The organism is Burkholderia gladioli (assembly GCF_000959725.1).
Classification (GTDB): domain Bacteria; phylum Pseudomonadota; class Gammaproteobacteria; order Burkholderiales; family Burkholderiaceae; genus Burkholderia; species Burkholderia gladioli.
On record NZ_CP009323.1, the window covers coordinates 3,326,139 to 3,350,384 of the forward strand.

At 66.0% G+C, this 24,246-nt stretch carries 31 protein-coding genes and 1 tRNA gene; 17 read left to right on the top strand and 15 right to left on the bottom strand.

From position 1 onward, the window contains the following. Positions 1 to 2 precede the first annotated feature (2 nt). The 3 genes from pheT (at position 3) to BM43_RS31725 (ending at position 3,374) form a co-directional block, all read left to right on the top strand. Positions 3 to 2,432 carry a phenylalanine--tRNA ligase subunit beta gene (gene pheT, locus BM43_RS31715; protein WP_036051817.1) on the top strand — a complete coding sequence of 810 codons (2,430 nt, stop codon included), beginning with the start codon at positions 3 to 5 and terminating at the stop codon, positions 2,430 to 2,432. 73 nt (positions 2,433 to 2,505) lie between these two features. Further along, positions 2,506 to 2,907, top strand: a complete 402-nt coding sequence (locus tag BM43_RS31720) for an integration host factor subunit alpha (RefSeq protein WP_013697759.1) — start codon at positions 2,506 to 2,508, stop codon at positions 2,905 to 2,907. A 56-nt stretch (positions 2,908 to 2,963) separates the two neighbouring features. Beyond that, positions 2,964 to 3,374, top strand: a complete 411-nt coding sequence (locus BM43_RS31725; protein WP_036051816.1) for a MerR family transcriptional regulator — start codon at positions 2,964 to 2,966, stop codon at positions 3,372 to 3,374. A gap of 103 nt (positions 3,375 to 3,477) precedes the next feature. Here BM43_RS31725 and BM43_RS31730 read toward each other — a convergent pair whose 3' ends face one another. Beyond that, positions 3,478 to 5,652 (bottom strand): lipoprotein, encoded by a 2,175-nt coding sequence (locus tag BM43_RS31730; protein WP_036051815.1) that lies wholly within the window; start codon positions 5,650 to 5,652, stop codon positions 3,478 to 3,480. Positions 5,653 to 6,013: 361 nt separating this feature from the next. Between BM43_RS31730 and BM43_RS31735 the strand changes: the two genes are divergently transcribed. Next, positions 6,014 to 6,184, top strand: coding sequence for a Flp family type IVb pilin (locus BM43_RS31735; RefSeq protein WP_013697762.1), 171 nt, complete (start codon positions 6,014 to 6,016; stop codon positions 6,182 to 6,184). Between the two features lie 51 nt (positions 6,185 to 6,235). Here the strand turns inward: BM43_RS31735 and BM43_RS31740 are convergent, their stop codons facing one another. Next, on the bottom strand, positions 6,236 to 7,684 hold the full coding sequence (locus BM43_RS31740) for an aminotransferase-like domain-containing protein (protein ID WP_036051814.1): 1,449 nt from the start codon (positions 7,682 to 7,684) through the stop codon (positions 6,236 to 6,238). A 232-nt stretch (positions 7,685 to 7,916) separates the two neighbouring features. Here BM43_RS31740 and BM43_RS31745 point away from each other — a divergent pair, with 232 nt between their 5' ends. Together BM43_RS31745 and BM43_RS31750 are read left to right on the top strand one after the other, a co-directional pair. Beyond that, the gene (locus BM43_RS31745) at positions 7,917 to 9,161 is read left to right on the top strand and encodes an MFS transporter (RefSeq protein ID WP_036051813.1); all 1,245 of its coding nucleotides are present in this window, start codon (positions 7,917 to 7,919) and stop codon (positions 9,159 to 9,161) included. A gap of 85 nt (positions 9,162 to 9,246) precedes the next feature. Further along, positions 9,247 to 9,323, top strand: a tRNA-Pro gene (locus tag BM43_RS31750). 89 nt (positions 9,324 to 9,412) lie between these two features. On the opposite strand, the gene BM43_RS31755 is transcribed toward BM43_RS31750, so the two are convergent. The 13 genes from BM43_RS31755 to BM43_RS31805 all read right to left on the bottom strand — a co-directional run bounded on the left by BM43_RS31755 (position 9,413) and on the right by BM43_RS31805 (position 19,640). Next, positions 9,413 to 10,522: a tyrosine-type recombinase/integrase gene (locus BM43_RS31755; protein ID WP_230676283.1), complete on the bottom strand. Its 1,110-nt coding sequence runs from the start codon at positions 10,520 to 10,522 to the stop codon at positions 9,413 to 9,415. Between the two features lie 26 nt (positions 10,523 to 10,548). Next, positions 10,549 to 10,791 (bottom strand): DUF4224 domain-containing protein, encoded by a 243-nt coding sequence (locus BM43_RS31760; RefSeq protein WP_063769131.1) that lies wholly within the window; start codon positions 10,789 to 10,791, stop codon positions 10,549 to 10,551. Next, positions 10,788 to 11,840 (bottom strand): phage Gp37/Gp68 family protein, encoded by a 1,053-nt coding sequence (locus BM43_RS31765; RefSeq protein ID WP_036051809.1) that lies wholly within the window; start codon positions 11,838 to 11,840, stop codon positions 10,788 to 10,790. The genes BM43_RS31760 and BM43_RS31765 overlap by 4 nt, the downstream gene beginning before the upstream one ends. After that, positions 11,837 to 12,274: a hypothetical protein gene (locus tag BM43_RS31770; protein WP_036051808.1), complete on the bottom strand. Its 438-nt coding sequence runs from the start codon at positions 12,272 to 12,274 to the stop codon at positions 11,837 to 11,839. The genes BM43_RS31765 and BM43_RS31770 overlap by 4 nt, the downstream gene beginning before the upstream one ends. Continuing rightward, a complete protein-coding gene (locus BM43_RS42045; RefSeq protein WP_036051807.1) occupies positions 12,271 to 14,340 on the bottom strand; it encodes a hypothetical protein in 2,070 nt (689 codons plus the stop codon). Before BM43_RS42045 ends, BM43_RS31770 begins: the two co-directional genes overlap by 4 nt. Before the next feature lie 280 nt (positions 14,341 to 14,620). After that, entirely contained in the window at positions 14,621 to 14,872 is a 252-nt protein-coding gene (locus tag BM43_RS31780; RefSeq protein ID WP_036051805.1) for a hypothetical protein, read from the bottom strand. A 57-nt stretch (positions 14,873 to 14,929) separates the two neighbouring features. Further along, positions 14,930 to 17,002: a ParB/RepB/Spo0J family partition protein gene (locus BM43_RS31785; RefSeq protein ID WP_080741958.1), complete on the bottom strand. Its 2,073-nt coding sequence runs from the start codon at positions 17,000 to 17,002 to the stop codon at positions 14,930 to 14,932. A 32-nt stretch (positions 17,003 to 17,034) separates the two neighbouring features. Next, a complete protein-coding gene (locus tag BM43_RS31790; protein WP_036051804.1) occupies positions 17,035 to 17,451 on the bottom strand; it encodes a MarR family transcriptional regulator in 417 nt (138 codons plus the stop codon). Positions 17,452 to 17,535: 84 nt separating this feature from the next. After that, on the bottom strand, positions 17,536 to 17,742 hold the full coding sequence (locus tag BM43_RS31795; protein ID WP_036051812.1) for a hypothetical protein: 207 nt from the start codon (positions 17,740 to 17,742) through the stop codon (positions 17,536 to 17,538). Between the two features lies 1 nt (position 17,743). Next, a complete protein-coding gene (locus tag BM43_RS42520) occupies positions 17,744 to 17,875 on the bottom strand; it encodes a hypothetical protein (RefSeq protein WP_255222465.1) in 132 nt (43 codons plus the stop codon). Between the two features lie 100 nt (positions 17,876 to 17,975). Continuing rightward, positions 17,976 to 18,149, bottom strand: a complete 174-nt coding sequence (locus BM43_RS41440; RefSeq protein ID WP_155296501.1) for a hypothetical protein — start codon at positions 18,147 to 18,149, stop codon at positions 17,976 to 17,978. 2 nt (positions 18,150 to 18,151) lie between these two features. Then, positions 18,152 to 18,418, bottom strand: a complete 267-nt coding sequence (locus tag BM43_RS31800; RefSeq protein ID WP_036051803.1) for a hypothetical protein — start codon at positions 18,416 to 18,418, stop codon at positions 18,152 to 18,154. 559 nt (positions 18,419 to 18,977) lie between these two features. After that, on the bottom strand, positions 18,978 to 19,640 hold the full coding sequence (locus BM43_RS31805) for a LexA family protein (RefSeq protein ID WP_036051802.1): 663 nt from the start codon (positions 19,638 to 19,640) through the stop codon (positions 18,978 to 18,980). 92 nt (positions 19,641 to 19,732) lie between these two features. Here BM43_RS31805 and BM43_RS31810 point away from each other — a divergent pair, with 92 nt between their 5' ends. The 11 genes from BM43_RS31810 (at position 19,733) to BM43_RS31855 (ending at position 24,176) form a co-directional block, all read left to right on the top strand. Continuing rightward, complete coding sequence (locus BM43_RS31810; RefSeq protein ID WP_036053514.1) at positions 19,733 to 19,951, top strand: Cro/CI family transcriptional regulator; 219 nt, start codon at positions 19,733 to 19,735, stop codon at positions 19,949 to 19,951. Further along, positions 19,948 to 20,130, top strand: coding sequence for a hypothetical protein (locus BM43_RS31815; protein WP_036051801.1), 183 nt, complete (start codon positions 19,948 to 19,950; stop codon positions 20,128 to 20,130). Before BM43_RS31810 ends, BM43_RS31815 begins: the two co-directional genes overlap by 4 nt. A gap of 64 nt (positions 20,131 to 20,194) precedes the next feature. Then, positions 20,195 to 20,497 (top strand): hypothetical protein, encoded by a 303-nt coding sequence (locus BM43_RS31820; protein ID WP_042283656.1) that lies wholly within the window; start codon positions 20,195 to 20,197, stop codon positions 20,495 to 20,497. Positions 20,498 to 20,581: 84 nt separating this feature from the next. Beyond that, the gene (locus BM43_RS40945) at positions 20,582 to 21,664 is read left to right on the top strand and encodes a helix-turn-helix domain-containing protein (protein ID WP_144417708.1); all 1,083 of its coding nucleotides are present in this window, start codon (positions 20,582 to 20,584) and stop codon (positions 21,662 to 21,664) included. A gap of 7 nt (positions 21,665 to 21,671) precedes the next feature. Next, positions 21,672 to 22,022, top strand: a complete 351-nt coding sequence (locus tag BM43_RS31830) for a hypothetical protein (protein WP_111946463.1) — start codon at positions 21,672 to 21,674, stop codon at positions 22,020 to 22,022. Beyond that, the gene (locus tag BM43_RS31835; RefSeq protein ID WP_036051797.1) at positions 22,019 to 22,231 is read left to right on the top strand and encodes a hypothetical protein; all 213 of its coding nucleotides are present in this window, start codon (positions 22,019 to 22,021) and stop codon (positions 22,229 to 22,231) included. The genes BM43_RS31830 and BM43_RS31835 overlap by 4 nt, the downstream gene beginning before the upstream one ends. Beyond that, the gene (locus BM43_RS31840; RefSeq protein WP_052409084.1) at positions 22,228 to 22,521 is read left to right on the top strand and encodes a hypothetical protein; all 294 of its coding nucleotides are present in this window, start codon (positions 22,228 to 22,230) and stop codon (positions 22,519 to 22,521) included. Before BM43_RS31835 ends, BM43_RS31840 begins: the two co-directional genes overlap by 4 nt. Further along, on the top strand, positions 22,518 to 22,826 hold the full coding sequence (locus tag BM43_RS31845; protein WP_036051796.1) for a hypothetical protein: 309 nt from the start codon (positions 22,518 to 22,520) through the stop codon (positions 22,824 to 22,826). The genes BM43_RS31840 and BM43_RS31845 overlap by 4 nt, the downstream gene beginning before the upstream one ends. Further along, positions 22,823 to 23,056 carry a hypothetical protein gene (locus BM43_RS40950; protein WP_036051795.1) on the top strand — a complete coding sequence of 78 codons (234 nt, stop codon included), beginning with the start codon at positions 22,823 to 22,825 and terminating at the stop codon, positions 23,054 to 23,056. Before BM43_RS31845 ends, BM43_RS40950 begins: the two co-directional genes overlap by 4 nt. Before the next feature lie 231 nt (positions 23,057 to 23,287). Next, a complete protein-coding gene (locus tag BM43_RS31850; RefSeq protein ID WP_036051794.1) occupies positions 23,288 to 23,644 on the top strand; it encodes a Gp49 family protein in 357 nt (118 codons plus the stop codon). 115 nt (positions 23,645 to 23,759) lie between these two features. Continuing rightward, positions 23,760 to 24,176: a hypothetical protein gene (locus BM43_RS31855; protein ID WP_124083800.1), complete on the top strand. Its 417-nt coding sequence runs from the start codon at positions 23,760 to 23,762 to the stop codon at positions 24,174 to 24,176. Positions 24,177 to 24,246: the final 70 nt, after the last annotated feature.

Sequence of the window (24,246 nt, forward strand, 5' to 3'; positions counted from 1 at the left end):
CCATGCAATTCCCTGAATCCTGGTTGAGAACCTTTGTTGATCCGCAACTGACGACCGACGAGCTGTCGCATGCGCTGACGATGGCCGGCCTCGAGGTCGAGTCGCTGCGCGCCGCCGCGCCGCCGACCTCGCGGATCGTCGTCGGCCGCGTGCTCGAGGTGGTCAAGCACCCGGACGCGGACAAGCTGAACGTCTGCCAGGTCGATGCCGGCACCGGCACGACGCTGAACATCGTCTGCGGCGCTCCGAACGTGGCGCCCGGCATCAAGGTGCCGGTCGCGCTGGTCGGCGCGGAGCTGCCGCCCGCCGAAGAGGGCGGCAAGCCTTTCCTGATCAAGCTCTCGAAGCTGCGCGGCGTCGAAAGCCAGGGCATGCTCTGCTCGGCTCGCGAGCTGAAGCTGTCCGAGGATCACAGCGGCCTGCTGGTGCTGCCCGAGGACACGCCGATCGGCCAGGACATCCGCGACACGCTGAACCTGAACGACACGATCTTCGAGATCAAGCTGACGCCGAACAAGGCGGACTGCCTGTCGGTGTACGGCATCGCGCGCGAAACCGCCGCGATCACCGGCGCGCCGCTCAAGCCCGTCGCCTTCCCGCCGGCCAAGGTCGAGCTCGATGAGACGCTGCCGGTGCGCATCTCCGCGCCGGATCTGTGCGGCCGCTTCTCGGGCCGGGTGATCCGCGGCGTGAACGCGCGCGCGAAGACGCCGCTGTGGATGGTCGAGCGCCTCGAGCGCGCGGGCCAGCGCAGCGTCTCGGCCCTGGTCGACATCTCGAACTACGTGATGTTCGAGCTGGGCCGGCCCTCGCACGTGTTCGACCTGGACAAGATCCACGGCGGCATCGACGTGCGCTGGGGCAAGCGCGGCGAGACGCTCAAGCTGCTGAACGGCAACACGGTCGAGCTCGACGAGCAGGTGGGCGTGATCGCCGACCAGAGCCAGGTCGAGAGCCTGGCCGGCATCATGGGCGGCGACAGCACGGCCGTCACGCTCGACACCACGAATATCTATCTCGAGGCCGCCTTCTGGTGGCCCGACAGCATCCGCGGCCGCGCGCGCAGGTACAACTTCTCGACCGATGCCGCGCATCGCTTCGAGCGCGGCGTCGACTATTCGACCACCGTCGAGCACATCGAGCGGATCACCCAGCTGATCCTCGATATCTGCGGCGGCCAGGCTGGCCCGGTCGACGACCAGGCGGTGAACCTGCCGTCGCGCGCGCCGGTGACGATGCGCGTGTCGCGCGCCAATCGCATCATCGGCGTGGCGGTGGCGGCCGAGGAGATCGCCAGCATCTTCACGCGCCTGGGCCTGAGCTTCACGCAGGACGGTGACAGCTTCGCGGTGACGCCGCCGCCGCATCGCTTCGACATCGAGATCGAGGAAGACCTGATCGAGGAAGTCGCGCGGATCTACGGCTTCGAGCGGATCCCGGCGCGCCCGCCGGTGGCGACCAGCGAGATGCGCGCGACCAACGAGACGCAGCGCTCGATCCACACGATCCGTCATGCGCTGGCCGCGCGCGACTATGCGGAAACGGTCAACTTCAGCTTCGTCGATGCGGACTGGGAACGCGATTTCGCTGGCAACACCAATCCGGTGCGCCTGCTCAATCCGATCGCCAGCCAGCTCTCGGTGATGCGCACCACGCTGTTCGGCAGCCTGGTCAGCGTGCTGCGCCACAACTTGAACCGCCGCGCCGATCGCGTGCGCGTGTTCGAGACCGGCCGCGTTTATCTGGCCGATGCCGAGGTGGCGGCGGGCGAACTGAGCGTGGAGGGCTACCGGCAGCCCAAGCGGGTCGGCGCGCTGGCCTATGGCCCGCTGCTCGACGAGCAATGGGGCGCGCCGACGCGGCAGGTCGACTTCTTCGATGTGAAGGGCGACCTTGAGGCGCTGCTCGCGCCGGCCGTCGCGCGTTTCGTGAAGGCCGAGCATCCGGCGCTGCACCCGGGCCGCAGCGCGCGCATCGAACTCGATGGTCGCGCGGTGGGCTGGATCGGCGAACTGCATCCGCGCCTGATGCAGCAGTACGAACTGCCTCATGCGCCGGTGATGTTCGAGATCGACGCCGAGGCCTTGATCGCGCGTGCGCTGCCGGCGCCGACCGAGGTGTCGAAGTTCCCGCCGGTGCGTCGCGATATCGCCGTGGTGGTCGACCAGCAGGTCGAGGTGCAAGCCTTGTTCGACGCGATCAAGGGGGCGTTGTCGGGCGAGGCATGCAAGTTCGTCCAGAAGGTTGTACTCTTTGACGAATTTCGTGCAAAATCAAACACTTCCGGTGGATTGGCGGCGCACGAGAAAAGCCTGGCATTCCGCGTCACCCTGCAGGATCCGGCCGGGACGCTGCAGGACGAGACGGTCGATCTCGCGATCCAGGCCCTCGTCGAGAGCATGCGGGTCCACGGCGCGCGACTGCGCGGCTGATACGCGGAAGCCGGCCGGGATGCAGCAGGTTCCGGCCGGTTTTGACCAGGGATAATGCGCAAGTTTTGCAGATATGAATGACATGAACTCGAGTGAATTCGAAGCCCTTCTGACGGCGCAGCGCAGCGCCCTGAACCGCGACGTGGCAGCGGCGCCGTCCGGCGAGACGCCGACGCTGACGAAGGCCGAACTCGCGGAACTGCTGTTCGACAGCGTCGGGCTCAACAAGCGGGAAGCCAAGGACATGGTCGAAGCCTTCTTCGAGGTGATCCGCGACGCGCTCGAGAATGGCGAGAGCGTGAAGCTGTCCGGCTTCGGCAACTTCCAGTTGCGCGACAAGCCGCAACGGCCGGGCCGCAACCCGAAGACGGGCGAGGCGATTCCGATTGCTGCGCGTCGTGTCGTCACCTTCCATGCGAGCCAGAAGCTGAAGGCGCTCGTCGAGAACGGCTCGGACACGCCGATCACACGCTGACCGGCACATTCGTGCCGCCGCGCGGTTTGCCCGCGCTTACCGACGGTTGACTGACGATGACATCGACGGTTGAGAAAGTCGTGTTGCCCCCGATTCCCGCGAAGCGCTACTTCACGATCGGTGAGGTCAGCGAGTTGTGCGGCGTGAAGCCTCATGTGCTGCGCTACTGGGAACAGGAGTTTACGCAGCTGCGTCCGGTCAAGCGTCGCGGCAACCGGCGTTATTACCAGCACCACGAGGTGCTGTTGATCCGGCGAATTCGCGAACTGCTGTACGAGCAGGGCTTCACCATCAATGGCGCGCGCAACCGGCTCGATTCGCATGGTTCCGATCGCGGCATGCCGACCGAGCAGGAAGAGATGTTTCCGGCCGCGCAGGCCGAGGCTGCGTCGGCCGGGCAAGCGATGGATGTCGACCAACTGCGGCGCGCTTTGCTCGACGTGATCGACGTGCTGGAGCGCAAGTAGGCGGCATCGTCGCCGTGCATGCAGGATCTTGTGAAAAAGCCCGCCAGGCTTGTTGCCTGGCGGGCTTTTTTCATCGTCGCGAAGCCGATAAGCAGCGGCGTGCTCAGGGTGCCAGCGGATTCGCGCGCCCGAGATCGACCAGCAGGGTGCCGTCGGCCGCCATGCGCACCGAGCCCTTCGAGACCTGTTCGCGATAGCCGTAGAGATCGAAACGCATCGCCCCTGGCTGCGCGGTGTTCTCGATCAGCGCGCGCAGGTTGGTCTCCAGCACGTTGAACATCTTCATGTCGCCGCCCTCCATCCAGATGTAGCTGCTCGCGTTGGTGCCGGGTTTCGGCAGCGGCGGCGCGTCGGGTGCGCGATGGAAGCTGAGCCGCAGGCCAGCCGGCTCGACGCGCACCTGCGCGAGCTGGCCCTTCAGCACGGGCGGCGGGAACACCGTGTACTGGTCGAGCACCAGCGCGTCGCCGCGCAGTTCCGCGCCGCGCCGGCGCAGCGGCGTCAGCGAGGCCAGCTCGATGCCGAGCGCACGCAGCAGCGTCGCCTGCGGCACGCCGAGCACCGAGACCTGCGAGGGCGTGTAGGCGATATGGCGCCCGTCGAGCACCGAGAGCGTGCCCGTCATCGAGGTCGGCAGCCAGACGCCGGGCGGGACGTGATTCCACAGCCGGATGCCGCCGGTCACGTGCAGCTTGTCGCCGTCGGGCGTGAGCTTCAGGTCGTTGAGCGCGCGCGGCGTGTAGTCGAGCAGGTAGTCGTTGAACAGCGCATTCATGGCCGGCCAGGTCTCGAGCACCGAGCCGCCGAGGATGCGGATTTCGTACTGGTTCGGATCGTCGAGATCGACCGGTTCCCCGGGGCGGCGCGGCACCATCTGCGCGTCGAGCTGGTCGACGTGGAAGCCGATCTGGCCGGCGATGCTGAAATCCACGTTGCGCAGCTGGATCGCGGTGGTGCGGCTCGAGACGTGCCGCTCGTCGGCCGACGCGCCGGTGGCCGCGTTCACGGCCAGCGAGGCGCCGCCGCCGGGCAGGGCTTCGGAGAACCAGCGCTGGCGCGCGTCGCGCAAGGCCGCCTGCTGGGTCTTGACGAAGCTGTCGTTCAGGCGCGCGCCGGCCGAGCCGATCGCATCCGCGGGCGGTTTCGCGCCGGCATAGGACGGGATGTGGATGGTCATCGCGCCGCTCGGCGCGAAGCTGAAGTAACCGGTCGAGACCTGGTCGCGATAGTGGTAGAGATCGAACACGAAGGGCTCGGCCTTCGTCGCGGGCCGGGCCGGGCCGATCAGGATGTCGGCGTTCATCGGCATCGAGCGCATGAACTTCACGTCGCCGCCGCGGATCAGCATGGCCTGCTGCGGCGCGCCCTCGGGCATCGCGAAACCGGCCCCGGTGCCGTCGTCGAAGGCGAGGTCGAGCCCGTCTGGCGTGATGCGCAACGCGACCACCTTCAGCTTCAATTGCGGCGGCGGCATCAGCTTGTCGACCTGCATCACCAGGTCGTCGCCGGACAGCTTCGCCACCGGCGTGTCGATCTTCAGCAGGTCCGCCATCTTCACGTTGGCCGCGCGCATCACGGGGTTCGCGTCCAGCCCCTGCACGCGGACCTCGGTGGGATGGAATACCAGCGCGGTGCCGTCGCGCACCGAGAGCTTGCCGGTCAGCGAGAACGGCACCCAGCCGCCGCGCTGCATCTCGCCCTGCAGATGGATCACGCCGTCGCCGGCCGAGACCTGCAGCTTGCGCAGCGGCGCGCCGCGATAGCCGAACAGGTAGGTATTGAAGACCGCGGTGAGCTTGCTGTCGTCGAGCGTGACGATGCCGCGATGCACGTCGATGCCGAAGCTCGAGGGATCGTCGAAGACGATCGGGGCGCCGGGGCGGGTCGGGCGCAGCGTGGCCGACAACTGGTGGACGTAGAAGCCGAGCTCGCCGACGATGCGGAAATCGACATCGCGCAGCATCGTGATCGCGCCGTCCTGGCCCGAATCGCGCAGGCTGAGCGGCCGCGATCGCGTGACGGGAATCGAGCCGAGCGAGGGCAGGCTGCTCGCGATCTGCTGCTCGCGCCGCAGTTGCTCGGCCTTGTCGCGATCGATTTTCGGCAGGCTGCCGCCCGCGGTCGTGGCCGGATTCGCCGAAGGTTCGGCGCAGCCGGTGGCGAGCAGCGAGGCCGCGAGCGCGAGCGCGGCGAGCACGCGCGTCAGGCCCTGGCCGCGGCTCGCGCGACGCGCTGGCGCGAAACGCGTGAGCCAGGCACGCGATGCCGGTGTTCGCATGATGTTCGTCTCCCTGTCGATCGGTCCGTGATGGCGTCGAGCCGTCCGGCCGTGGTGTCGGTGCGATTCCGACTGCCGGGAAGTCTGGCACGAGGGGCCTAGAGAAGCGTTACCAAACAAACGGTCGGCGTGTTGCGGCGCGGCGGATGACGTTCCGGCGCGAAAGGCGGCGATCGCGCGGATCGAATTCAAACGCGCGAATTCAAACGAACGTATGAGTTGGCGTTAAAAATAGGGCGGAAGTGAAGGTGGAAATCGCCACGAATTTCGTGGTAGATCGCCATTGCGACGTCACGTGCGAGGCGTATCATCGCCGCAATAACGATCAAACAAGATTTCAACGATGCACGTGGGGAATGAAATGAAGGCAGTGTGGAAGCGTTTTCTGGCCGACGAGACGGGTGTGACCGCGGTCGAGTATGGATTGATCGGCGGTTTCGTGGTCGGGGCCGCGGCGCTGGGCGCAACCGCCTTGAGCAATAGCGTGGAAAGCCTGTTTTCGTTCGTCACGAGCTTTTTCAACAGATTCTGACCCGCGGCGCTTTCTCCTGCCGGCCTTCCCGGGCCTGCCGCGCCATCCGCCTCAGGATGGCAGTTCCCGAACCAGTTGCCCGAGCCGTTCGACCGCCGCCTCGATGCGCGAATCGAACGGCATGCCCGCGCTTAGCCGCAGGCAGTGACCAAAGCGGTCGGTATTCGAGAACATCGAGCCGGGGCTGATGCGGATGCCTTCGTGCAGGGCACGATCGAACAGCCGGTCGGTATCGGTTCGCCCGGGCAGCGTCACCCATAGCAGCAGGCCCGCCGTCGGGCGCGTGAGCTCGGTGCCGGCGGGGAAATGCTCGGCGATCGCTTGGGCGAGCAGGGCGCGTTGGCGCGCGAGCTGCGTCTGCATGCGCCGCATCTGGCGATGGAAGGCGCCGCTCGTCAGGTAGTCGGCCACGGCCAGTTGCGGGATCTCCTCGCGGTGGCGCGACACGGCGTACATCAGCATCTCGATCCGGTTCTGCCATTTGCCGCCCGTCAGCCAGCCGATGCGCGCGCCGGGCGACACGGTCTTGTTCAGCGAACTGCAGTGGATCACGTTGCCGGTGCGATCCCAGGACTTGAGCGGGCGCGCATGCGCGGGATTGGGCAGCAGCGCGCCGTAGCTGTCGTCCTCGACGAGCGGGACGCCGCTTCGCTCGCAGGATTCGACCAGCCGCGCCTTGGCATCGTCCGGCATGATGCTGCCGAGCGGATTGTGCAGGGCCGGCGTGCAGATCACGGCCTGCACGCCGCCCGGGCGGCGCAGGGCGATCTCGATGGCTTCCGGCGAGAGGCCGCGTTGCGGATCGGTCGGCAGTTCCAGCGCGCGTAGCCCCAGCGATTCGAGGATCTGCAGGATGCCGAAGTAACAGGGCGATTCGATCGCGACGACGTCGCCCGGCGAGGTGACGGCCCGCAAGGCGAGCGACAGCGCCTCGCTGCAGCCGTGGGTGACGAGCACGGCGCCGGGGTCGAGGGCCAGCCCGCGCGTGATCGAGACGCGCGCGATCGCCTCCTTCAAGCGGGAGACGCCGCCGGGATCGGGGCTGGCATCGTAGAGACTCGGGCGGGCGCGCAGGATGCGCAGCGCATGATTCTTCAGGGCCGCGCCCGGATACATCGCCGGCGCGCAGACCGCCCGCGCCAGGTCGACCTCGGGCGCGCGTTGCATGGCGCGCGCGAGCATCACCGAAATGCGCTCGTGGACGCCCACGTAATCGGCCGCATCGATACGCGGCTCGTCGGGTTCCGCTGCGCGGCCGGGTTGGCCTGCGTGACGCGCCGCGGATCGCTTGGGATGACGAACGAAGTAGCCGGCCCTGGGCCGGGCCTCGACATAACCCTGCCGCTCCAGCAGGCGGCAGGCTTCGACCGTGGTCGCGAGCGAGACGCGATGCAGGTCGGCCAATTCGCGCAGCGAGGGCAGGCGCTCTCCGACGGGCAGCAGGCCGGTCTCGATCGCCCGGCTGTAGTGCGCGGCGATGGTGCGGTATTTGTGGGTCATGTCTCGGGCGGGAAGCCGGGTGCGGGCGGAAATTGTAGCAACGCGGCCGTGTTTCGAGCGGCTCGCTATACCGGTCGATTTTCCGTTTTTCTGTATGTGTCGCGCGCGGCGGGCATGCGCGAAGATGGGCTTCGACTCGTGTCGCCCATGGCCTGGTTCCGTGGCGCCGAGCCCCAGCCACTGCGGCGCACGCCGCGATCGACGGAAATCCGCCTTGAAACCCAGCCTGCCCATGTCCCGCGTCTTGCCCGGGGAGTCGACCGACAGCTATCGCTGGACCGTGCTCGGCGTCGCCGCCCTGGCACAGACCACCGCGTCGATCACGGCGCAGGGCCTCTATACGCTGATGCCTTCGCTGCAGGTGGCGTTTCACCTGTCGGAGGCGGCCGGCGCGCTGGCGATCAGCGCCTTGAACGGCGGCCAGGTCGTGACCATGCTGATGCTCGGTTGGCTGATCGACCGCTTCGGCGAACGCCGCGTGGTTGCATCGACGATGAGCATGATGGGCCTGGCCGCCATGCTCGGCGCCTGGATGGCGCCGTCCTTTCCGGTACTGCTGGTGTTCATCGCGATGATCGGCGCCACCTACGCCTCGGTGCAGCCCGGCGGCACGCGCGCCATCGTCCGCTGGTTCCCGCCGTGGGAGCGCGGCATGGCGACGGGCGTCAGGCAGGCCGGCTTGCCGCTCGGCACCGCGCTGGCGGCCATGGCGCTGCCGCTGCTGGCAGCGACCCAGGGCTGGCGCCTCGCGCTGGTCGTGCAGGGGGCGATCGGCCTGGCCGGCGGCGCGCTGTTCGCGCTGCTGCATCGCGACGAACGCAAGGCGCCGGGCCTGCCGTCGGCCGCGCCGCCGGGGCTGCTGACATCGATCCGGCTGGTGGCCGGCCACACCGTGCTCTGGCCGGTGATGGCGGCGGGCGCCGCGATGGTCGCGTTCCAGTACACCTTCGCGACGCATGCGATCCCGTTCGTCGCCGCGCGTTTCCATTACCCGCTGGTGGCCGCGGCCTTGCTGTTCTCGCTGTCGCAATGGTTCGGGATCCTGGGGCGCGTCGGGCTCGCCTGGCTCAGCGACCGCTGGTGGCCGGGGCGCCGGCTGCGTTCGCTGGGCATGTGCATGGCGATCTGCATCGCCGTCGCGCTCGGCCTGCCGCTGTTGCCGGCCGAGACGCCGAAGCTGGTGCTGGCCGTGATCTTCGGTGTCGTCGGGCTGGTCGGTGTCGGCTGGTATCCGCTCTATCTGCTGCAGGTCGCCGAGATGGCGCCGAGCAGCGTGGTGGCCTCGACGCTCAGTTTCTCGATGACGCTCAACATGCTCGCGATCAGCATCCTGCCGCCGCTGTTCGGCGTGCTTGTCGACCGCTTTCATTACGGCGCGGCGTGGAGCGCGCTGGCTTGTCTGGTGCTGCTGGGGGGCTTGGTGTTGTGGCGCGGAGCGAGCTTGTCGGGACGTGAATCACGGGCGCCGAAGGCATGAGAAGGAGAGGTGCGGAAGCCCCCGATGAAAAAGTGCACGATGGTGGTTCTATCCTGGCAAACTGTCTGATATACTCTTTTTCTTTCGGGGCGTAGCGCAGCCTGGTAGCGTACCTGCATGGGGTGCAGGTGGTCGGAGGTTCAAATCCTCTCGCCCCGACCAGAATAAAGCCCGCACAATCAATCGGTTGTGCGGGCTTTTTCATTGCCGTCCTCGGCGCGGAAAACGGCCATTTTGGAAGACTTCCAAAATCATGCGGCCGGCAGCGCCATCCTGACCGTGGACACCGGCACGTCGCGCGACTTGATGTAGATCTCGGTGGTGTTGCGATCCGAGTGCGCCGCGGCCACCTGCAGGGCGTCGATATCGTAGCCGGCGCGCCGGGCGTCGGTCATGGCCTTCGCGCGGATATCTTTCACGGTGTAAGGCGCTTTGCTCAGTCCCGCGCGTCGCTTCGCATCGCGCCAGGCGTCGCGACAGGCCGCCATGGTCTTCTGCGCGCCGTTCTCGTCGCGCACCACATATCGCTGCCCGAATCTCGGCTCGAGCGCGCGGGCGCGGGCCAACACGGCCTGGATCTCCGGGGTGATCGGCCAGTCCACCACCTCGCCGCTGGAGTCCTCGGTCTTCGACGGGACGAAGTGGATAACGCCGGCGTTCTCGTCCACCCAGCTGCAGCCGAACGGGTCGGCCGGATCCTGCTTCCACTGCAGCTCGCGGATCTCGGTCGCGCGCTGGATCGTCAGATAGCAGAGGTCCACGAACACCTGCATCATCGGCCCGGTGGGCACCTTCGCCTCGATCGTCCGCTTCTGCCCCTTGATCTTCTTCTCGTAGCTGTACACGGCCAGCGCCGTGCGGATCGCCAGGAAGTGATCGTTCGGGATGTAGACGGTGCGCTTCTTCGGCTTCTTGACCTGGATCTCGCGGCACGGATTTCCGCTCGCGTAGCGCTTCACGGTCGCCCAGGCGAAGAATTTCGACAGCCAGGCGTGCATCGCCTGGAATGTCGGCAGCTTGTCGCCCCAGTTGTCGTGCAGGAAGTCGTAGATCGCGCCGGCGTCGACCTGCTGGATGTCGAACTTCGAGAACCCCGTCTTCACTGTCTCGCCGCGGCGGCGCCACTCGTCACGGAAGGATTCGGCGTATTTCTTCTCGTGCGTCTCCATATAGACGTCGACCAGGCGCGGGATGTTGCCGGCGTTCGGGTCGATCTCGATCTTGCGCTTCTCTTCCGCGAGCCGCTCGAGCATGCGGGTTTCGCCATCTTCCAGCCGGCAGAGCTTGACCCACTGCTCGTCGGTGGGCCGCACCCACCAGAACGTGTTCGAGCGCAGATATACCCGGCGCGGCCATGGCACGTCCTTTTTTCTTCGCCGCGCTGCGTTCAAGCGATCCTCCGGATGGGGGTGAGGCTCGGCCGCGGGCCCGCGGCCGCCCGCGCCTCGCCGATGCCGGCGCGCTTGGCCTGAAGGCCTTCGAACGCCGCCCAGGTGATGATGATGCGGCCGTCGGCGCTCTGCACGGGCGTGAGGCCGAAATGCCGCTGGAACCAAGCGGCCTGCGCGCTGTGGCGCTTCTTGCCTGTGACGTGCTGCAGATCCTCTTCGGACATGAGGCGTTCGTTCATTTCACGTCCTCCGCACGGGTGCATCCCAATGGGAATCCGTTGTGCTCGACGCCGTCGAGCAGCCGGCCGGCGGCGCGCTTGCCGACGCGGCCGACGCACTGCCGGCCGTCGATGTCGCCGTCAGCGGAGTCGGCCGCCAGCGGGTAGCCGATGTCGGCCCACCGGTCGCCAATCCATTCCATGGTTTGGAAGCGGGTTTGCTCGGGGCGATCGTCGATGCACGCGCTACGGAAGTGCGTCCACGGCAAGTACTCGCCCCATTGCTTGAACAGGAACGGTACGCCGGCCTCGGAGCATTGGTCGCGTAGCGAGCGGAGCCAGTCGGGGTGCGCGGCCCGCGCGCGGGTGCCGCTTTCGCCGCCGGCAATGATCCAATCGATTCCCCAATCGGTGTCGATGCCCGTGAAGTCGCAGCGGCTGCAGCACTCGTGAGCCCCTGTTTCAGGATCCATCAATAGGCCGTCCACCGAGTTCGGGCACGCTTTGCAAGCAATGATTCTCAGATCGACCGGGCCGAGCATTGGCTCGATCGACAGGAACCGGACAGCCGCCGGCGTGGCGAGCAGCTTCGGGACGTCGCGATCTGCCTCGGCCTGGTTGACGACCGTGGCGCCGAGCCAGACGTGATCCGGCGTGCCGGCCGGGAACATGTCGACCAGCATCGCGGCCGCGTTGCCGATGCGCTTCGTCAGCAGCAGCCAGTCGAGCGCCGGCGTCGCCTCGATCAGCGCCGCCAGTTCGCGGCGCCATGCCGCCGGCACCGCGTTGTCGAACACGTCGGCCAGCGATGCGCAGAAGACTCGCTGGCGTCGACCATGTGCGGCGAAGAACTCTTCATGCCGCACGTTCCAGCGCACCGGCTCGCGCCAGTTCGCGGCCGACGTGCGCCGGCGCGCCGCGCCGGGCCCCCAGTTGACCGCCGTGCCGCCGGCGAAGCGCGCGTTGCGCGCCTCCGCGTAGCAGTGGTCACAGCCAGGTCCGACCTTCTGGCATCCCTCCCAGGGGTTGAACGTATGGTCCGTCCATTCGATCTTGCTGTTCTCGCTCAAGATTTCGCTCCCCCGCGTGTGGCCGGCTTTCTTCGTCCAAGCTCGCCGCGCGCGAAGTGCTTGAACCCTGCAAGCTCCCACTCCTCGGGCTCGATGTTCGCTGCGTACTGCAGCAGCTCATCCACGCCGCACGCTTTCACGATGTCTTTCCAGATCACACCTTGGTCATGCGCAGTGAGAACCTGCAGTGCGACGCAAACGCCCGCGAAGAACCCATCGTCGCGGGCTGACCGCTCGCCGGGCACGGTCGAGTACAGCGCGACGCGCAGTCGTGCGACCTCGGCCTCGAGCTCGCGGGCGAGAGGCGCGAGGTGCTGGTGGACCTCTTCGTAGTAGCGAGCTTGCGCGGCCCGGCTTTCGCCGGGGAATCGCTTCATCACGTCCGTGATCAGCTTGTCGACGCGTGGGGATGTTGAGATTGGATCGAGGCTCACGTCTCACTCCCATCTCGTTCGCGCAGCCGCACAACCGCTGCCTTGTATTCCGGCGCGCCGGGCCCATACGCAATCGAGTGATCGATGCGATAGCAGCCGATCTGGCCGTGTTCGTCGATCCACCGCTTGATCGCAAGAGACAGCAGCTTTGTCTCCGTTTCCTCATATGGTCCGATCACGTCGGCCACCTCCCCGACCTGGTCGAATGCCTGCTCCTGGATCCGCTCGATCACCTCTTCAGCGAGCGAGTCATAATCGATATCGATCGGCTGGTTCTGGCCGACCCAGATGACGCGGCCGCGCTCGCCGGCGTCGTCCAGATCGGAGAGGGCTTCCGCAAGCGCTCCCACGATGGAGTCGAATGATCCGCTCCACCTCTCGGCATGCTGGCTGAGCGCATAGCTGAATTCGATGGCCGCCGGCGCGGCCTGGCGCGGCGGCGCGGGAAGCCGGGTCCAGTGGGTAACCGCTTCCGTGATGTCCTCGCCCGGGCAGCCGTCGTAGAAGTGCGTGAAGGCCTGCGGCATGTGCTTGTACGCGCCGAATTCAACCTGGATGGGCGTGTCGCTCATGAGCTCCCAATCGTTGTCGGGCGCGAGCATGACGAGATACCAGCCGGGCGCGGCGGGAAGTGCATCGACTTTCGACACCCACTCGTCAACGGCCACCGGCGCGCCGAGCGCGGCGGCGCGCGCGAGCAGATCCGCCGACAGCGCCGGGTGCGTGGTCGAGCAGGAGCGCGCATAGGCTGCCAGCGACGCGCCCGCGTGGGCGTCATGCTGCAGATCGAGCACGAAGTATTCACAGCCGTGATGCTTTCCGCCGGGCGCGCTGCTGCCGTCGAGCCTGCGCACGTCGAATTTGCGGTACAGCCCGCGCCCGGCGGCGCAGTCACACGGTCCCCGTGGCATGGCCGGCTCATTGTGGACTGCGCAGTCGCTAGCATGCGCGGCGCCACCGCTGCAGGCCGGGCACTGACAGTGCGCCGGTGGCGCGCTGGTCGAGACAGCCGGGGCCGGCAGGGCGAGCAGGGCGGCGGCGCGCTCGTGCCAGTCTTCGTCGAGCTGCATCATTGCGAATTCGCTGGCGTGGGCGAGCAACTGGCGCGCTTCGGCGAGCTGCGTGGCGTTGTCGTCGGCCGGCGATACTGCTGCGCCGTCGCGCACTGCCGCCATGAGTTCGGCCGCACGAGCAATGCGCCGAGCCTCGTTATCGGGCGTCTGCATGAAGTCGAAATGCCGCTGCGCGGCGCCGATGACCGTCGACCACTTCACGCCTTTCCCGAAGCGCGTTCCACCGACTTGAGCCGGGTTGTCGAGGCGCGGCTCGTCCTGTCGTGACGCATCAGCGGCGACAGCCCCGTTAACCGCCGCTTCGTACTCGGCGAGGCATTCCGGCGAGTGGCTGATGCCATCCGTCGCGCCGCAGTTCTTGCCTTTGCAGGCGCCCTGCGCCACGCCAGCGGCGACCAGCGTGGAAGGCGCGGCTTCCACCTTGGCGAACGAGGCCAAGCCATGGACCATGCCGAGCGCCAGGATGCTTTTCGCGGCCACCGCGTCGCGGAGTACTTCGCACGCATTCGCGAGCGACGGCGACTCGGCCGCTGCGACCGGGGTGGTGGGAGCGGCGTCGAGCTTCCCGAGGCACGCGCGGATTTCTTTCGCAGCGGCATGCGGATCGCAGCCGCCTTCCAGCCATCGCGCAGTCGATTCCATCGAAAAGCGCACGTGGGGCGGTACGCCTGCAGCTGGCGGCACAGCGTTGCGCACAAGTGGCGCGATGTTCTGGTCGATCCAGCGCTGCACGTCGCCGCCGCTCCACATCTTCCGCAGCATGGTGGGGAACGGGGGAAGCTCGGCGCCGGCGGCGCTCGAGGCGGCGAGCGCACATTCCACCGCGTCGGCGATGGTCGGCGCGATGGCCTGCTCGATCAGTTCGTCGATTTTCGACACGTCGAAGTAGTCGAACTCGCGGATCAGGGCGCCATCGGCATCCAGCGTGCTGAACCAGTTGGTGATCAGGGAACTGAGCGCCGCGCGGCGCTCGTCGGTCAGTGGCGTGGTCATGGAATTCTCGGTCAGAAGAGTTCGCCCTGCGCCGGCTTGCCGCCGCTCGAGGCAGCAAGGTGGGTAGGGCAGAAATGCACGTCCGGGCCGACCTGGTGCGCGTGGACCGCGCAGAGGTGTCGATCGCAGGTCTTCCCCGACTTCGTGTTGAAATCGCACTGGAAAGCGCTGGGCGCGGAGCAGTCCGGTACCGAGCAGCGCGGCGCGCGGCCGCGCCCGCGGGTGCAGATGAATCCTGAGCCGCCGCCAGGCAGGCGGAAGGGCGTGCAGGGCATCGCTGCTACTGCTCGCGACGCGTGGTGATCGCGAAGCCCGATATCGCCGGCAAGCCGTCGACCAGGACGCGCAACGCGAACCGAAGCTCGGCACGACCTTCGGGCGCGACGATCCCGGTGGTGCAGTTGAGAGTCGGATCGGCCTCGGTCGGGATTGCGAACGAGGCCACGAAGTCGATTTTGTGTTCCTGGGCGATCGCGATGATCTCGTTCATCAGCGGCCTGATTTCTTCGTCGTATATCTGTTCTTTGTCCATGGGAACCTCGAGAGTGGGATGGAAGGATTCGTGCGCGCCCGTCGGCGCGCACCGGTGCTACGGGCGGTCGGATTTCGGGAAGGGCCACGCGGCCCGGGGATCGAGACCGGGCTTGAGCGGCGCGGGAGTGCTGTCAGAAGGGGGTTCAGCCTGCTCGGCCGGCTTCGCGGGCCGGCGGCGGCTGCGCTTCTTCGGCTCGGCCGCCTCGGTCGCCTTGGCCGCTGGCGGGGCCGCGCGCGCGGCGGCGTTCATGGAGTAGTGCGGCCCGCGCAGCGGTCCCGGAAGCCAGCCGCTGTCGCGCAGTTCGTCCTCGGCGAGCTCGGCCGCCTGGGCCTTCTTCGCGGCGCCGACGGCTTTGCGCGCTGCGTCGCTCGCGCCGGCTTCCTCGAGGGCGGTCTGGATGATCGCCTTCGGCACCTGGTCGAGGAACGTCTCGCGCGTCGGTTGCCACCAATCGGAGACATCCAGGCCGATCGCGTTTTCGACAGCCGCGAGCGGCCGGCTCGCCGCTTCGCTGCTGGTGATCGCATTCAGCGCCGTCGACGTGCAGAAGCAAAGGATCTCCATGACGTCGATCGGGGTCTGCTGGCCGAGCCACGCGAACAGTTCGCCCGGGTGCTCGGGAATGCGCGCCTGGATCTCGGCGCGCTTCTGCTCGATCGTGATCCACGCTTTGCTGTTCTCGATCGGCGCGCCTCCGGCGTTGCGCAGGGCGCCTTGCTGGTCATGCAACTGGATCTGCACGCCGGCCGCGCCGTAGTAGCCGCCACGGTAGAGCGTCTGCATCGCGAGCTGCGTGCAGAGCAGATCGAGCGCGACGCGCGGGCATTCGAGCAGGTGCGCGGCGAGGGCGGCAGTGCGGTTCGCCGTCAGCTTGCGCATGAGGGCTTCGCTGAAGCCGGCCGGCTCCGGCTCGCCGCGCTCGACGGCGGCGGCGCGCGCGGCCTCTTTCTCCTTCGCCTTTTGCACCTTGGGGTCGGGCGGCGCGATCATGCCGCGGTGGATCTCGACGAGGCCGTTCTGGCCGATCCCTACCAGTGCGCCGGCCTTCTTCTTCTGGCGATCGCTGTACGTCTCGACGGACGAGCGGATTGCCTCGATGCGCGCCTGCGCCGTGGCGATCGCATGCTCAAGCTGCTCGGTGTCGCCGTCGGTCAGATCGTCGTCTTCGTCGACGCGCTCCTGATTCGCCGCGCACTCGGTTTCGAGGCGATCGATTTCCTGCTGTTCGTCCTCGGTGAGCTCGCGGCGCGTCGGCTTGCTGCGGCCATACGGATGCGTGTCGCTCCAGCCGATCTCGGGCACGACCTTCACGAACGCCCAGCCTTCGTCGCGCAGCTGCTGCGCGATCGCCTCGAGCTTTTCGACGGCCAGGCGCTGCATCAGCTCGTCGTCGGCGATATAGCCGCTATCCGGACCGCCGAACAGGTCGCGCACGACGGTGCCCCCGGCCGCCTCGTAGGCGTCGAGCCCGACGAAGCGCGCGGCGCGATCATTGCTGGTGGATTTCGCGCCCTTCGTCAGCGCAGCGCGCAGGCTGGCCGGGTGCCGCTGGTAGGAGGGTGCGTTGTTCCAGACCTTCTCCTGCAGGGCGTGTTTGTCGGTGAGCGTGAACGCCTGCAGCTGCTCGAGGTTCATTTCGCCGGCGCGGTATAGCGCGATCAGCTTGGGCGAGACTTTCGCGAGCAGCAGCCGTCGGCGCACCACCAGCGGCGTCACGCCGAACTGCGCGGCGACATCCTCGATCGGCTTGCCGCCGTCGACCAGTCCCTTGAACGCGTCGAACTCGTCGGCCGGGTGCATCGGCTCGCGGCCCGAGTTGGCAGCCACGCTGGCCGCGAGCGCGCTGGCCGTGCTGTCGATGACCAGGCACCAGACCGGCAGGTCGGGCTTCGTGTGGCCGAGCTGGACGTTCAGATTGAACGCGCGCAGGCGCCGGCCGCCCTCGGCAACGGCATAGCCCTCGCCGTACTCGTGCACGACCAGGTTCTGCAGCTGATTTTGCGAGCGCAGGAGCGCGGCGAGCTCGGTCACGTCGGAGGTGTCGTTCGGCCGCGCGTTGTGCGGGGAAATGCGAAGCTGGTTCAGCGGGACCGCGATGATGCGGCCCACCGGGGACGATTTAGCCATGTCGGATCCGGGGAGGAGGGAGGGACCGGCGCTCACGCGCCGGCGGTGATGCGGTCGATGTTGATCGCGTCGAGGAACTTGATCAGCCGCTCCGCTTCGTCGTGCGTGAGCCTGATTTCCTTCGAGCCCTTCGCGATCGATAGCGCGCCATCGGAGAAAAAGCCGAACGTGAAATCGCCGGGCGCCGCGGCCGGCGTGCGGGGAGCACGCTTCATTGCGTCCGGGTTCAGGCCGCCGCCCTCATTGACGAGCGACTGCGAGGGGAAGTAGATCCACACGTCGCGGTTCTCGAGCTTCTTCTTCTCACGCTTCACGTGCTCGCTGGTGATGTATTTCCCGAGGCGGGACTGAACGTCCGTCGCGGCGGTTTCCAGTTCATCGGCGATTTCGGCCGCCGTCAGGCCAGGCCGATCCACGATCAGTTTCAGGATGCTTTCGGTAGAGGCCATGCGGCAGCTCCAGGTTGTAAAAAAAGCAGGATCGGGAGGACTCCTGCGGAAACCGCGCGGTCAGGCGCGGCAGGGGATAGTGATTCAGTCGAAATCGTTGGCGGCGCGGGATTTCGCGTCCACCACGCGGCGCGGCGACTCGTTCGCCTCGCGCGCGGCCCGTGCCCGGGCGCCGGCCTCCAGTGCGCGGCGCACCGCGGGATTCGTGATCGCGTCGACGGCCGAGCCCGGCCGGTGCTGGAGGCGAAACTCGCGAGCGATATCGAATTCGGAAACTGGAGGCAGTGGCATGTCAGACCCCGCGCATGAAAGCCGCCGCGGCGGGCGGAGCGTCGCCGGCCAGCTGCTCGAGCGACGCGACGACGAGTGCCGCTGCCAGCAGGAGGGCGATAGCTTTGAGCCAGAGGACCAGGAGCGCTTTCATTTCGCGATCCCGAGCAGGAACTCGACGGGCGGCGCGATCGCGCTGGCGGCGAGCCAGAGCGCGAACAGCACGACGAGGGGGAACCAGTCGCGGCGGCGCATCAGTGGACCTCCTCGGAATCGAGGAAATCCAGCGCGGCGAAGATCGTCGGCCAGTTCAGCAGCCAACGGGGTGCGTCGAGAGGAAGGAGGTGAATCTCCGTTCCGAAATCATCGATCACCACGCCTGCCATGTGCAGGGAGGGGATCCCTTGGGCGAAGTGGTGCGTCACCATGATCAGTGCGCCGTCCGGCGTGCGATGGTGATGTCCGGGAGGTCCTGGCCGCGCGCCGCCGCCTGCACCTGCATCGTTTTGATGCCGAGGTCCAGCTCATAGAGCAGCTGGCCGAAGGCGATCGCATGGCCGCCGCGCGCTGCGAACTCGCGCAGGACATCGCGCGCGCCGCACGCGGCGCAGTACGAACCAAAGAGCTCCAGGTCGCTCAGGGCTGCCAGCGTGGCCGCCATTTCTTCGGGGGTGTATTGGGTGATGAACTCGGGCACGGTTGCCTCGGTGTCGGGTGACAGTGAGGCGAGTTTAGAAAACTATCCTGTATAGGTCAAGCGTTCTAAACCGACTGGCCGAAAAAAATCCCGCGCGTGGCGGGATCCTCTGGCCCAGGTGAGCCCTATCTCGAAATTTGCAGATCGTATGTCTGGCCGTCGTCTGTGAGGCATGCCCCGGTCCCCGACTGGGACCAACCGCTGAAAGTGAACACGCACCGGAGATTGTGGCCGTCCGGGGAGCTCGCCAAAACATTTCCGTTACCGACGACGCTTGTGCTTATCGAGTTGCCCGTCGCGGTATAGGCGCCGGCGAAAGCCGTTGCGAGGGTGAAGGAGCCACCTTGCACGTAGACGTAGCGCCCAGCATATGTGCGACCGTCAATCGTGATTGAAACCGATTTATCGATCTGCTTCGCTTCTCCGTGCGCCAGCTTGCCCGGGCCGCGCGGCATCAGCGAGAGGTCATATGTGGCGCATCCACATAAAACGGTAGCCGCGAGCGCTCCGATAAACAGATGCTTCATTGATATCCCCGAAAGTGGGCGTTCGCCCGTTGTCATTTTTTCCGATATCGCCGGTGCTCGACCATCACCGCAATGATCGTCACGGGCTCGTGTTCACTGTTGATTGTTGGATAGTCGGGATTCAGCGGCACGAGCTCGAATACCTCCTGGCCAGCTGCATTTATGCCGCGCACGCGGTACCGCTTGAACGTGGCTTCTTCATGCCCATTTTTCGCGACTACACAGTCTCCCGGGCGCGGCGTAAGGGCCGGTTCCACGATAACGCGATCGCCTGGATTGAATTCGGGAGCCATCGATAGGCCATCGATCTCGAGCGCGAACGCGCCATCGGACAGATCAAGGTCAGTGAGCAAATACTCGAACGCAGCCCCAGGCGGAAAGGGATTGACGGCCTCGCTCATTTTGCCGGCCTGGACGTAGCTGATCAGCGGAACGCGCCGAGAACCGATCTCTGCTCCGCGCACGTTGGAAAAGCCCGACGACTTCTTCTTGCCTTGGCCCATCACGATCCAGACGGGGTTATAGCCCCAGCGCTTCTGGATGCCGACGGCATATTCCAGTTTGATCGACTTGATCTTGCCGTCGAGCCACTGTGTCACCGTGCCTTTCGTCACCCCAGCAGCTTCCGCAAGCTCGATCTGCTCGGCCTGCGTTTCGTGAAGGATCGTCCGGATCCGGTCTTCGAGAGCTTTCATGGGTTAGAAATCTAAACGAAGCACGGTTTAGTATGCTTTCCAAAGTCAGTATAGGGTTCTATACTGTCGGCGAATCCCTTCGGAGCCGACGCATGAACCTCACCAAACAGCAGGCCACCGCCATCTTTGGCAGCGGTGCTGCGCTCGCCCGTGCATTGGGCATCACCAGGGGCGCCGTTTCGCAGTGGCCCGACAAGCTGGATCAGCAGCGCACCGCAATGGTCATCGGTGCTGCCGTGCAGAGCGGCCGTGCGCTTCCTCCTGGTTTCATCGTTCCGGTCGACGAATCCGACACTCCGGCGGCCGCATGACGCGCCGCCCGACATTCGAGCAGGTCCAGGCCCGGCGCCGCGAGCGCGCCGCCGCCCGCAATTTTCGCGAGCTGATGAAGGAGGCCGCGGAGGCCGAGCTCGCTCATCGTCTGAGAGGGGATTTCCCTGTCATCGGACATCCGCAACTGAGCTCGTTTCCGTGGATTCCCTTCAGGTGACCCACACCTTACCCATCCTTCTCCTCAACATCATTCAGAAGTTTTTGCTACGGGTTGAACGACCATGAGCACAGTTGAATTCGTCAGGAAAAAGCCCTCGATGCAGCAGGCGTTTCGCGAGGCACTGACCGACCCGGACAAGCGCGGCCCGGTGCAGACGGCACTCAAGTGGGACGACACGCAGGTGAGTCGCTTCCTGGGCGGGAGCCTGGGTATCACGATCGATCGCATCGACACCGCGATCCAGCAGCTGGATCTCCGCGTGGTGTCGCGGCGCTACCTCGAGGCGCACGCGACGCTCGCGCAAACGGGCCTGAACTGCGCCTGCGCGCGCGAGGGATACGGCGACTGCGGTATCGGCGGGTAGCCAGATGGGTATCGTGATCTTGCTCTACGTCGCCGGCTTCGGCTGTATTTGCGGTGGCCTTGTATGGGCACTAAAGGGTCGCCTATGAAGCCATGGACTTGGCGCCATGCCATCATCAATTCGACGCTGCCGCCTACGACGCGGCACGTTCTGCTTACGCTGTCGTGCCATGTGAACGATGCGGGTGAGCCTGTCTATCCGTCGACGCTGCTGCTCGCAGATGAGACGGGCCTGTCGGAACGGGCCGTGATCACGCATCTGCGCGCCGCCGCGAAGGCCGGCTGGCTCGTCACTGAGAAACACGGTTACGGCGGCCAGAAGTGGGCGCGCAATCAATACCATCCGCTCATCCCTGAGAACTTCCAACTTCCTGACCGCGATGCGAAACGTACTGAACGTGCTTCAGTGCCTCGGAAAACGGGGCGGAAAATCGAGGCACTGAACTACGTTCAGCAGCTTGTGGATAACGGCACTGAAGGACGTTCAGTGCCTTCACCCGAGGCACTGAACGTCGTTCCGGAAGGCACTGAACCTAACGACACGAAGGCACTGAAGGAGGTTCAGTCTAATACTGCAGTTAACCCTGCAGTAAACAGCAGCAACGCGCGCGCCGCCGATCCGGCTGCAGCTGCTGCTCAAAAAATAAGCATCCCTCAACCCGACGCCGAGGCGACGCTCACCGATCTCCTGATCGAGCTGGAGCGCGAACGCGGTAAGGCGCTGCAGGTGAACCGCGGCACCGACCGCGCCGTGGTGCTGACCTGGATCGGCAAGGGCGTGACGGTCGAGCAGCTGCGCGAGGCGCACGCGGCCGCCGTGAAGGCCCGCGATCGCGACAGCGACGCCAGACCGACCTACGTTGCCTTTGTCGACACCTTCCTTGGCGCGGCGCCGGCGGCGCGTGGCGGCGCGGGCGTGGCCGATGCGCGCTGGTTCGACTCCCCCGCCGGCGTCGACGCGAAGGGCTTCGAGCTCGGCGTGCGGATCCGGAAAGCCGACGAGGACTGGCGCTACTACCGCGTCCTGGTCGCGCGCGCCGCTCGAGAGCCGGCCGCCATCGAGGCGGTACTGAAAGACGCCCAGCGCTTCAACGCCAGTGACCTCTACCAATTCGCGCGGACCACGTTCGGGGACGCGCTGATGCCTGTTGACGATTTCCCATCGTGAGGAATGCATGATGAAAGAAAAGCAAATGAGTTTGCTTGCGCGCCGCGTCTGCGAATGCCTGGCCGAGGCACCCGGGCTGACGGCCACGCAGGTCGCGGTGCGGCTCGATGCAAAGCTCGATTCGGTCAAGCATGCGTCGCTGCGCCTTGTCCTTGACGGATACGTTGCTCGTGGCCACCGCGGCCCGGGCGGCCACGCGATGACGCTAACCGGGAAGGAGTTTCCCAGGTCGGCCGATTTCATCGCGACGCCGGAGGCCGAGCGCGCCGCGCGGCTCGAGCGTGAGCTTGTCGATACCGTTCGGCTTGTCGTGCCGGCGTTCCATGCAATGTGCGCGATGGGGAGGGCCGCCGCATGATCGCCCGGTCTTTGAAGCCGCGCGTGCGACGGGTCACGACGTTCCGCATCGATGAGGGCGGCGCGATCGCGGCCGAGCCTGCATGGATGGTGCGCTTCATCGGTGCGAACATGCGTTTCGTGGATCCCTCGCTCGACGAAGCACTTGCGATGGCGCTCGAGTGGTGCATTGCTACCGCCGTGCTCCCAGGGTCGGAGGCGTCTGCGTGAGCCACCGTGCGAACAAGCGCGAGCGCGAGCACATGGGCCGCGTCGCGAAGATGGCTTGTATTTGCTGCACGCTGCTCGGCCGGACGCAGCTTTCAAAGACCGATGTGCACCACGTACGCGTCGGGCATGGCGGCGCGCAGCGCGCCGGCGACTTCTGCACGGTGCCGCTGTGTCATGACGATTGCCACCAGGGGCGCAACGGTGTCCACGGCGACCAGCATTACCTTCACATCCTGAAGATGACGCAGATCGACCTTCTGAACGCCACGCTTGAGAGGCTGTACGGATGAGACTGCTGGTTCACATGATCGTACCGCTTGGCGCCGCACGCGGCTCGTCGTCTGAGATCTTCGAGAGCCGAGTCGTGCGGCTGCATGGACCCGTGCTCCAGGGCCGCGGCCGCACCGGGAAGTTCGAGCCCTACATCGTCGTCGACGTTGAGCTTCCCGAGCGTTTGAGCGGTCTGGCGGCGCGCCGCCAGTTCAACCGGGATGGCACTTATCGAGTCGACGCATATTTGTCCGAGAACCGAAAGTCGCTTGCTGGCTTCATTGCCAGCGGCGCGCTCGAGCTGTATGTGGGAGACGAGCCGTGACGGCGCACGCATACATCCTGCGAGAAGACGTGCCGTCGGCGGTTTCGCGGGCCGTCAGGTATTGCGAATCAATTGAAGAGCCCGTGTGGTCTTTCAGCGTCTGTCGGTTCACCGCGCGGCCGCACACCGATGACGAGCTCGAATTTGTCGTTCCGCGCGACTGGACCGCGCGCCGCGAGCTTTTCGAATGGTTCGAATACTTCGGTATTCCTTACCGAGTTTTGCCGTGATGGAGGAGAGGGATGAAGGTCAATGCACTCGCCCGTAACCTGAGACCGCGCTTCAAATGGTCGGCGTTCAAACGCGACGGTGGGAAGCTGCAGCGGCGTCGGCGCTCGCCGTTTTATAGCCGTCGAATCGATCGGCTCAGCGCCGAGATCCATAGACAAATGCTCGCGATGGCTTGCGACGAAAAGGATTCACCACCAGCGGCCGTCGGCCGCGCAACCAGGAGTAGGACCATGAACGACAACGATATCGAACGCGAGATCAGGGCCAAGGGAAAGACGGCGGCGCGCGTGACACCGACGGACATCGAGGCGTCGATTGAGCACGAGGTCTATTTCACGGCGGCGGAGGGCGTAGCAGGTGAGTCCATCGGGAAGCCGTCTTGGATTTCTCCGCCTTCCTTGGCGCTGCTGACCTTCTGCGTGCTCGTTTTGCGCAACGGCTTCACCGTGACCGGCGAGTCGGCCTGCGCGAGTCCCGAAAACTTCGACGCTGAGATCGGCCGCAAGATCGCGCGGCAGAACGCCGTCGCAAAAATCTGGCGCCTCGAGGGCTATTTGCTCAAGCAACGTCTCTACGAGGGACGCTGAACCGCCAGTTTGCGAAATTTCGCAATTCGCTGTACGGCTCGCCTGAGCCACGCTACGCCGATGCGCACTCGGCCGCTTGCTCCTGCGATTCGGGCGTGATGCCACGGGGATGGACATGGATTTGCATGAATTGGAGCCTCGGCTCGACAATTGGGGAGCGGTTCAGCGCTCCTCCGGATATTCCCCTGGAACGGCTGGATCGGCCGAGGGCATGCACCGATCGGGCTATCGCGTGTCGTGCGATGGCCCGATCGCGCGCGACCTGCAGGACGCCCGCAAGGTCAACGAGGCCTGGAAGCGGCTGATGCCGCTCGATAAGGATGTGCTCCTGTTGCACTACGTCTGGCGTGCCCATTCCTCGTTTATCTGCCGGCGCCTGAAGCTGAAGCAAGGCCGGCAACACGGCCATATCTGGGATTTCGCGCTGTTTCATGCCCAGGAGGCGATTTGGCGGCGATTGGGGAAAACTAACGTACTTGTTGACGCTGAAAATTGCACCTATAATCCGCCCAGATTACTGATTCCGGCATAGTCCGAGTGAATTGGCCCGCAGGCAGGGGCCAGTTCGCTCTCAGCCGACCGAAGCCCGCAGGCGCAAGCCT